Origin of the sequence: Chitinophaga rupis, from assembly GCF_900109685.1 — a bacterium.
GTDB lineage: Bacteria > Bacteroidota > Bacteroidia > Chitinophagales > Chitinophagaceae > Chitinophaga > Chitinophaga rupis.
The window spans coordinates 389,718-398,092 of sequence record NZ_FOBB01000007.1 but is presented as its reverse complement, the minus strand read 5'-3'; the positions used below and the strand labels follow the sequence as shown (position 1 = coordinate 398,092).

Sequence of the window (8,375 nt, the reverse complement as noted above, 5' to 3'; positions counted from 1 at the left end):
AATTAGTATTTCCATGACTGAATCAGGCAGCCCCTACGATAATGCTATGGCAGAACGCGTAAATGGCATTTTAAAACATGAGTTTGGGCTGAAAAGGACGTTTAGCAACTATGGCGACGCCGTCAATGCTGTTGGTAAGGCCATCGACTATTATAACCGTGTCAGGCCTCATATGAGTTGTAACTATCTGACGCCCAATGAGGCACATACCAGAACAGGCCCTTTGGCCAAAAAATGGAAGCCAAGAAAAAAAACAATGAGTAAATTACCCTTGTAAAGCGCTCGCTGAAACAATCTACAACATGTAAAGCCAATTCTGCATTCAATACGTCAACTGTAAGGTTTTTCTGTACTAAGACACCCGGCATTAAATCGTAACCAACCCGCCCTCATCCCGGTTTTATCCATAAAAAAGCCGGCATTAACTAACGCCGGCCTTAATTATTTTAACAGCTTCCTTAATCAGCTCCCCATTTTCTGCAGCTCCTCTTTGCTGATCACTTTATAACCGGAAACAGGCGTTTCAAATAAAGCGGCCGGTACCGGGTGTAAGTCTATATTAGTGGCTATTACGTTCATTTTAGCGCCGGTGCGGGTAATAATTTCAAACTGCAGCGGCATTCCCTTCAGGTTCACAAACCGCCGGTTGTAATGTTTGTTTTCCGGTATCAGGTCAGGGGTATAGTATACTTCAAAAGTTTTGCCGTCCGGCATAATGCCGGTGGCTTTTTTGCAGGTATAGCCCAGCAGCTCCTTGGTACCTGCTTCGTCCTTAAAGCGGATGCCGGTGTACTGTTTCAGCTCCTTATCATATTCTTCCTTGTCGGAACGGATGAGATATTTATCACCATGGTTATCGATCAATGTTATCAGGGTCTGCTCTTTGCTGTTAATCAGGTAAGTATAGTGCACCACGTTCAGGTTCATATCTATCCTGCTCAGGTGACCGCGCATGTATTGGGTAAGGGTGCTGCCTTCCAGCATCGCATCGGCCTGCAGTTGCTCGGGTGGCAGCTCCAGCTTGTACACAATCTTCATGTCAGACACCAAACGCTGTGCACACAGACGGCCTGCTGCCATACTGCATATCAAAAAAATAAGCAGCCATTTGTTGAGTGATTTTCTGTGCATTTTTATCTTTTATTTTTCATAGGTCCGGGCTAATTAATAATTACTCACCAGGCTAGCTTCTCTTTATTCAAAAACGCCTGGATCCCCCTCCTGCACTCCGCATGCTCACGGGTTTGTGCATTCAGGCGGGCCGCTTGTTCCAGGGCCTCATCCAGCGGCTTATCCAACACCATGCCTATCAATTGTTTAGTAACTTTCAGAGAATTTGCAGCAGCTTCTTCACATAAGCCGGCCGCTATCTTGTTCACGTAGTCGGTTATCTCTGCTTTGGGTACTACTTCGTTAATAAGTCCATAGGCCTGTGCTTTGTCTGCGCTCACCAGCTTACCGGTTAACAACAGCTCCCGCGCACGGCCCTCCCCTGTTTTGCGTACCAGGAATACAGACACCAGCGCAGGTATAAACCCGATCTTTACCTCGGTATAGCCCAGTAAGGCTTCCGGCACTGCATAGCTCAGGTCGCACAGGGTTACCAGCCCGCAGCCGCCTGCAATGGCATGCCCCTGTACCAGGGCGATCACTATTTTATCATGATGGTATATCTGCTGCATTAGCTGCATCAGGGCCTTGGAATCTGCCAGGTTTTCATCAAAAGTATTCTGCTGTAGCTGTTGCAGGTATTCCAGGTCGGCGCCGGCGCAAAAAGCATCGCCGGCCCCTGTTAACAGGATCACTTTTACCGCGTCATCATCCCCCGCTTGCTTGAACGCCTGCTGTAGCTCCGCTACCATGGCGCCATTCAGCGCATTACGCTTTTCAGGCCGGTTTAAGGTAACCGTTGCAATACGGTTCTTCACCTCATAGGTAATGAATGAAAAAGTAGTTGTAAGGTTGTGTGACAAGGTTACATTTTTAATACACCGGCCGGGGCCGGAAAGCAATTTACTTAAATTGAGACCAAATCTCAAACTAATTAAACGCTCTAAACCGGTGTGCAGATATGTGGATACGTAAATGTGCTGACAGGTAATTAACCCCTATGCTGCAATACGGTATAAAATTAATATGCTGATATACTAACGCTACCGGTAACATACCAGCACATAGTATATCAGCACATTCCCCTCATCTGCACAGCCGCGCGGCTACCTTGTTATTTCTTCAATTACTTTACCCACGTTACCGCTGGGCATTTGTATGTGCAGCAGCGCCGCCAGTGTAGGGGTAATATCCGTCATACCAATAGTGCGGTTACTTTTACCGGCCGGAATGCCCCAGCCCATCCATACCAGCGGAATATGCGCATCATACGGATACCACAGGCCGTGCGTAGTGCCGGTAGAGCCGCCTTCTATCCATCCCGGCGCCAGCACCAGCTGTATATCCCCGCCGCGTTTGGCATTAAAGCCATTCAGCAGCATGCTGCGCATAGGTTCCGGTAAAGGGGTGGTCATTAATTCCTGTAAAGGAAATGCATTTACTACCGCAGGTAATTCCATTACCTGGGCTATAATAAAACCGGCAACCTCTTTCTGGGTTTTACCTGCTTTGGCAATGGCTGCATGATCCAGGTACAGCTGATAATTGCTGGCGCCCAGTACTGCTTTAGCAATGCCCAAACGGGCATTAATACTATCATTCAGGCTTTTAATAAGCGTAACATCATTGAAGGTTTTGCCGGGCATTTTGTTCTCTTCCATAAAGCCGGGTACGTGCGCCACGCCATGATCCGCTGTTATGAAAAAAGTGTATTGCCCCTTACCTACTTTTTTATCCAGGTAATCAAAAAAGGCTGCCAGGTCTTTATCCAGGCGCAGGTAAGTATCTTCTATTTCAACAGAATTAGGCCCAAACTGGTGGCCCACATAGTCGGTGGAGGAAAGGCTGATGGCCAGCAGGTCCGTTACATCACCACTACCCAGCTTATAGGCTTCCAGTGCTTTTTTGGCAAATTCCAGCGTCATGGTATTACCCCAGGGTGTAGCGGCGATCAGGGATTTTGCATTGGCGCTCAGGTCATGCGGAAAGGAGGTATTGTCCGCCCCTTTATATTTGCCCTCGTAGGCCTTTTCATCGGCAGTGCTCAGGTTATAGGTACCAATAGGGTACAGCGTGTTCCAGGGCGCTTTCAGGTACTGGCCGGGCCATTGCTGACCGTTAAAGTCCTGCACCCAGCCTGGCAGGGCATTCATGTAATACGTGCTGCTGATCCAGTTGCCGCTGGTACCATCATACCAGTAAGCAGCCGTAGCATTATGGCCGGCAGGTAAAATAGCGCCGCGGTCTTTAATGGCTACACCTACCACCTTGCTCTGGAAGTTGTTGGATAAACGCAGCTCATCACCAATAGTGGTTACCAGCAAATTGCGGGGGCTCATTTTACCGGCCAGGGCGCCGCCGCCTACACTGCTAACAGTGCTGTCCTCCACGCAATACATGTTCCTGTGTAGCTGTACATTACACCAGTCATTCCCGATAATGCCATGCACCGCCGGTACGGAGCCGGTATAAATACAGGTATGCCCGCAGGCGGTAATGGTGGGTGCATAGTTAATTAACGTATTTTCGCAGGAGAATCCATCGCGTAACAAGCGTTTAAACCCGTTAGCGGTATAACGGTTGTAATAACGGTACAGATAGTCCCACCGCATCTGATCTACCACCACGCCGACCACCAGCTTAGGACGGCCGGCTGTTTTAGCCGCTGTTTCAGCAGGGCGATAAAAAGGTTGGGGAGAAGTGGCTTTCTGAGCTGCAGACCCATGTGATAAAAACAAACATGCCGATACCAGTAAGTTGATCCATTTCATGACAGAGACATTATTTTTTTAAAACCGTTCTATGAAGCGATGCCGCAGGTTTGCCTTTCCGGTTCACTGTATACAGGCTGCTTCCTGGTGGTGAATGAAAATTTTATTGTTTTGGTAAGCGGGAACAAAAGTAATGGAAGATTACAAAAAGTAATTATTTAATACCTTTGTGCCGATTTTTAATGATCACAATTAATCATTAATTAACATATGGATATATTTGAGAAGCTGCTGAAGCATAGAGGCCCCATTGGGGAGCATTCTGAAAGGGCCCATGGCTATTTTGCCTTCCCCAAGCTGGAAGGGGAAATTGGCCCGCGTATGAAATTCAGAGGCCGGGAAAAAATTGTATGGAGCCTGAATAACTACCTGGGCCTGGCCAACCATCCGGAAGTACGCGCCACAGATGCAAAGGCTGCAGCTGATTTTGGTTTAGCCGCCCCTATGGGCGCCCGTATGATGAGCGGCAACACCAATTACCATGAGCAGTTGGAAAAAGAGCTGTCTGATTACATGGGGAAAGAGGATACTACCCTGCTGAACTACGGCTACCAGGGCATTATGAGCGCTATTGACGCCATATGTAACCGCAGGGATGTGATTGTGTATGATGCAGAATGCCACGCCAGCATTATTGATGGCCTGCGCCTGCACCAGGGCCACCGTTATGTGTTCAAGCACAATGATATAGTAGATTGTGAAAAGCAGCTGAACCGCGCCGTAGAGCTTATCAAAACCACCGGTGGTGGCATACTGGTAGTTACGGAAGGCGTGTTTGGCATGGCCGGCGACCAGGGCAAGCTGAAAGAGATTGCCGCGCTGAAAGATAAATACGAGTTCCGCCTGCTGGTGGATGATGCGCATGGTTTTGGCACCATGGGTAAAACCGGCGCCGGTACCGGCGAAGAGCAGGGCGTACAGGATAAAATAGACCTGCTGTTCAACACTTTTGCCAAATCAGGCGCTTCTATAGGCGCTTTTATGAGCGGCGATAAAGGCATTATTAACTACCTGCGCTATAATATGCGCGCCCAGATCTTTGCCAAATCCATTCCCTTACCGCTGGTAATAGGACATTTGAAAAGAGTGGAGCTCATGCGTACCCAGCCCGCCCTGAAGGCAAAGCTGTGGGATAATGTGAACAAGCTGCAGCGCGGCCTTAAGGAAAAAGGGTTTAACATCGGGCACACCAACTCCCCGGTAACCCCTATTTACCTGCAGGGCGATATTCCGGAGGCTACCGCTATGTGCCTGGACCTGCGGGAGAATTACAACATTTTCTGCTCTATTGTAGTATACCCGGTAATACCAAAAGGGCAGATCATTTACCGCCTGATACCTACCGCAGTGCACAGCGATGATGATATTGCACAAACCCTGAAAGCTTTCAGCGAAACCAAGCAAAAGCTGGACAGGAAAGAATATAAGGTAGCGGAGATACCTATGGTGTAAAACCCGCTGCTGTAAACGCAAACGTCCCGTAGATCAATTGATTTACGGGACGTTCTGTTTTATGGAATAGCAGTACTTTGTAACTTTAAAAAATAGGGCCGACTGCAGTCGGCCCTTTCAACAAATCAAGTTCTTTCACTAGGTGTAAATAATTAAAGCTTGCAGCTTTCAGAGGACATGGTAGAACTAACTGGTCTCATAGAATTAGAAACAACCAAATGGTTCTAATAAACTTTATAATAAGGTGTAAATGATTCTCTTGTGTTAAATGTAGTATTTTGCTTCTCTCTGTTGTAAAATTAGGCCTCCTGTACGTACAAAAGATCACACGAATGTGTCATTTTGTTAATAGCCTGTTAAATGACTTATAATAAAATACTAAGCTACAATGCTCCGCGTTTGCGTAAAATTTGTGATTTGTATAAACAAATAATATGTATCTGCAGTGTACAAGAGCCCGGTTAAAAGTGTGTAAAGTACATTTATACCTGCTGAAACTCAACTACTGCAGAGAGATCCCCCTACATTTCCAGGCAGTTAATTGCCGCAGGAACATACATATACTACTCTTTGTTTGATGGCTATGTATGTATAAAAACGCTTTATAAACAGCAACAAACCTATGTGTTATTTGCTCAAAAAAGCTTTTAATGAACAAAGGGCAAAAAGCAGTAAACCGCCTTTTGCCCTTGTTGTATTACTTACTATTAACCCTTTATTGCAGATGGTTTTCTATTGCGGTGTCATATAACACTTTCCACTCGCCTACTTTTCCCCAGTCTTCTCCGTCTATAACTACATGCTCACCCTTTACCACACCTATTTTTTCGCTGCGTACAGAGTGGTCGCTGGCATCTATCAATCCATGCAGTAAAGCCTCAAACTTCTCCTTATCCTCAGGTTTTACCGTAACTACCACCCGGCTCTGGCTTTCGCCAAACAGGTAAGCATCTTTACGGAAGTTGCTGTTGGTATGTACATCAAAGCCCAAACCACTGGCCATAGCGCTTTCCAGCAGGGTTATAAACAGGCCGCCTTCGCTTACATCGTGTGCGGACTGGATTAAGCCTGCTTTATTCAGCTTGGCAATAGCCGCCTGCAGCTGGTGCTCCTCTTCCAGGTGGAAGTGCGGCGCCGGGCTGTGCTCAATACCAATGATCTTATGCAGATATTCAGAGCTGTTAATATCATTACGGCTGCGGCCTACCAGGTATACCAGGTGACCGGCTTCTTTAAAGTTCAGGGTAATACGCTGCTCCAGGCTGTCCAGGATACCTAACATGCCAATGGTAGGCGTAGGATACACCGGCCCGTCCGGGCCCTGGTTGTAGAAGCTTACATTGCCACCGGTAACCGGTGTGTTAAACTTGCGGCAGGCCTCTCCCATTCCTTTAATGGCATGTACAAACTGGTAGTACACCTCAGGATCATATGGGTTGCCAAAGTTCAGGCAGTTGGTAATGGCTACCGGCTCACCGCCGCTGCACACAATATTCCGGGCAGCTTCTGCTACTGCTATTTGTCCGCCAATATGCGGGCTGGCAAATACATAGCGGCTGTTACAATCTGTGGTAAGGGCCAGCGCTTTCTTCGTTCCTTTTACCAGTACTATAGCCGCATCGCTGGGCGCATTGGTGCTGGCATTGGCCGTACCTACCATGCTGTCATACTGGGTGTAGATCCAGCGTTTGGAAGCTATATTCGGCAGCTTTACCAGCCTTTCTGCTACAAAACGCGGGTGCAGGGTATCCTGCACATTCTGCACGTCAAATGCCTTGATCTTTTCAAAATAAGCCGGCTCTGTATAAGCGCGGTGATATTGGGGAGCGCCGCCACCCAGCACCAGGCTTTCCGCAGGCACATCTGCCTCCAGCATGCCGTTCATATAGAACTTCAGGTGCGGCTCTTTGGTTACTTCACCGATCTGTACGCAGTGCAGATCCCATTTTTCAAATATTTTCAGTACTTCAGCCTCGCGGCCTTTGTGCACTACTATCAGCATTCTTTCCTGGCTTTCGCTTAGCAGCATTTCCCAGGCTTTCATATTCTCCTGGCGGGTAGGTACCTTATCCAGATAAATGTTCATGCCATGTTCGCCTTTAGCGCTCATTTCTGCGGTGGAGCAGGTGATACCGGCAGCGCCCATATCCTGCATACCTACCAGGGCATTGGTTTTAATTACCTCCAGGCAGGCTTCCAGCAGCTTCTTTTCCTGGAAGGGGTCGCCTACCTGCACCGCTGGCAGATCTTCTGCGCTTTCTTCGGTAATATCCGCACTGGCAAAGGAAGCCCCGCCAATACCGTCTTTACCGGTAGCGGAACCTACTATGAATACCGGGTTGCCGGGCCCATAGGAAGTAGCGGAAACGGTTTGCCCAACTTTTACAATACCCACGCTCATGGCATTTACCAGCGGGTTGGTACCGTAGCAGTCTTCAAAATATGCTTCGCCACCAACAGTAGGCACGCCAAAGCAGTTGCCATAATGGCCAATGCCATGTACAATACCTTTCAGCAGGTGTTGTGTTTTTGCATCTTTCAGGTTGCCAAAGCGCAGGGAGTTCAGCGCGGCAATAGGGCGTGCGCCCATGGTAAAAATATCGCGGTGTATACCACCCACACCGGTTGCAGCACCCTGGAAGGGCTCAATAGCGCTGGGGTGGTTATGTGATTCTATTTTAAATACGCAGGCATAGCCATCGCCAATATCCACCAGCCCTGCATTTTCCTCACCGGCCTTTACCAGCAGGCGGTCGCCCTCACGGGGCAGGGATTTCAGCCATACAATGGAGTTTTTGTAGCTGCAATGCTCACTCCACATTACGGAGTACATACTCAGCTCCGTAAAGTTAGGCACACGGCCCAGGATGGTTTTTATACGTTCAAATTCGTCTGCGGTAAGTCCTAATTGTTCTGCCGTTTCTACGGTGGTATTTAATAATTTATCGGAAGTTTCTACAGTGCTTTGCATGTATTTAGGTAATTGTAGACTTGTAGTATGAAAGAAATGCAAACCTAGCTAAATTTCCTGCAATTGACAAG

6 protein-coding genes are annotated in these 8,375 nt (G+C 47.8%); 2 read left to right on the top strand and 4 right to left on the bottom strand.

Annotated features, from left to right (window positions below; all coding sequences use genetic code 11):
- Nucleotides 1-277, top strand: a 277-nt coding sequence (locus tag BMZ54_RS24725; RefSeq protein ID WP_143081121.1) for an integrase core domain-containing protein, incomplete at its 5' end; no start/stop codon positions are given.
- A 185-nt stretch (nucleotides 278-462) separates the two neighbouring features.
- Here the strand turns inward: BMZ54_RS24725 and BMZ54_RS24720 are convergent.
- The 3 genes from BMZ54_RS24720 to pafA all read right to left on the bottom strand — a co-directional run bounded on the left by BMZ54_RS24720 (nucleotide 463) and on the right by pafA (nucleotide 3,881).
- Nucleotides 463-1,131, bottom strand: coding sequence for a hypothetical protein (locus BMZ54_RS24720; RefSeq protein ID WP_089918471.1), 669 nt, complete (start codon nucleotides 1,129-1,131; stop codon nucleotides 463-465).
- Between the two features lie 44 nt (nucleotides 1,132-1,175).
- A complete protein-coding gene (locus tag BMZ54_RS24715) occupies nucleotides 1,176-1,973 on the bottom strand; it encodes an enoyl-CoA hydratase/isomerase family protein (RefSeq protein ID WP_238386683.1) in 798 nt (265 codons plus the stop codon).
- 243 nt (nucleotides 1,974-2,216) lie between these two features.
- Nucleotides 2,217-3,881 carry an alkaline phosphatase PafA gene (gene pafA / locus BMZ54_RS24710; RefSeq protein ID WP_089918469.1) on the bottom strand — a complete coding sequence of 555 codons (1,665 nt, stop codon included), beginning with the start codon at nucleotides 3,879-3,881 and terminating at the stop codon, nucleotides 2,217-2,219.
- A gap of 210 nt (nucleotides 3,882-4,091) precedes the next feature.
- On the opposite strand from pafA, the gene BMZ54_RS24705 reads away from it, so the two are divergent.
- A complete protein-coding gene (locus tag BMZ54_RS24705) occupies nucleotides 4,092-5,333 on the top strand; it encodes an aminotransferase class I/II-fold pyridoxal phosphate-dependent enzyme (RefSeq protein WP_089918467.1) in 1,242 nt (413 codons plus the stop codon).
- 715 nt (nucleotides 5,334-6,048) lie between these two features.
- Here the strand turns inward: BMZ54_RS24705 and purL are convergent.
- The gene (gene purL / locus BMZ54_RS24700) at nucleotides 6,049-8,304 is read right to left on the bottom strand and encodes a phosphoribosylformylglycinamidine synthase subunit PurL (protein WP_089918465.1); all 2,256 of its coding nucleotides are present in this window, start codon (nucleotides 8,302-8,304) and stop codon (nucleotides 6,049-6,051) included.
- Nucleotides 8,305-8,375: the final 71 nt, after the last annotated feature.

What these genes read in the sequence shown, in the direction of transcription:
- purL (WP_089918465.1), bottom strand. Translation starts at nt 8,304, where the DNA reads ATGCAAAGCACTGTAGAAACTTCCGATAAATTATTAAATACCACCGTA.
- BMZ54_RS24705 (WP_089918467.1), top strand. Translation starts at nt 4,092, where the DNA reads ATGGATATATTTGAGAAGCTGCTGAAGCATAGAGGCCCCATTGGGGAG.
- pafA (WP_089918469.1), bottom strand. Translation starts at nt 3,881, where the DNA reads ATGAAATGGATCAACTTACTGGTATCGGCATGTTTGTTTTTATCACAT.
- BMZ54_RS24720 (WP_089918471.1), bottom strand. Translation starts at nt 1,131, where the DNA reads ATGCACAGAAAATCACTCAACAAATGGCTGCTTATTTTTTTGATATGC.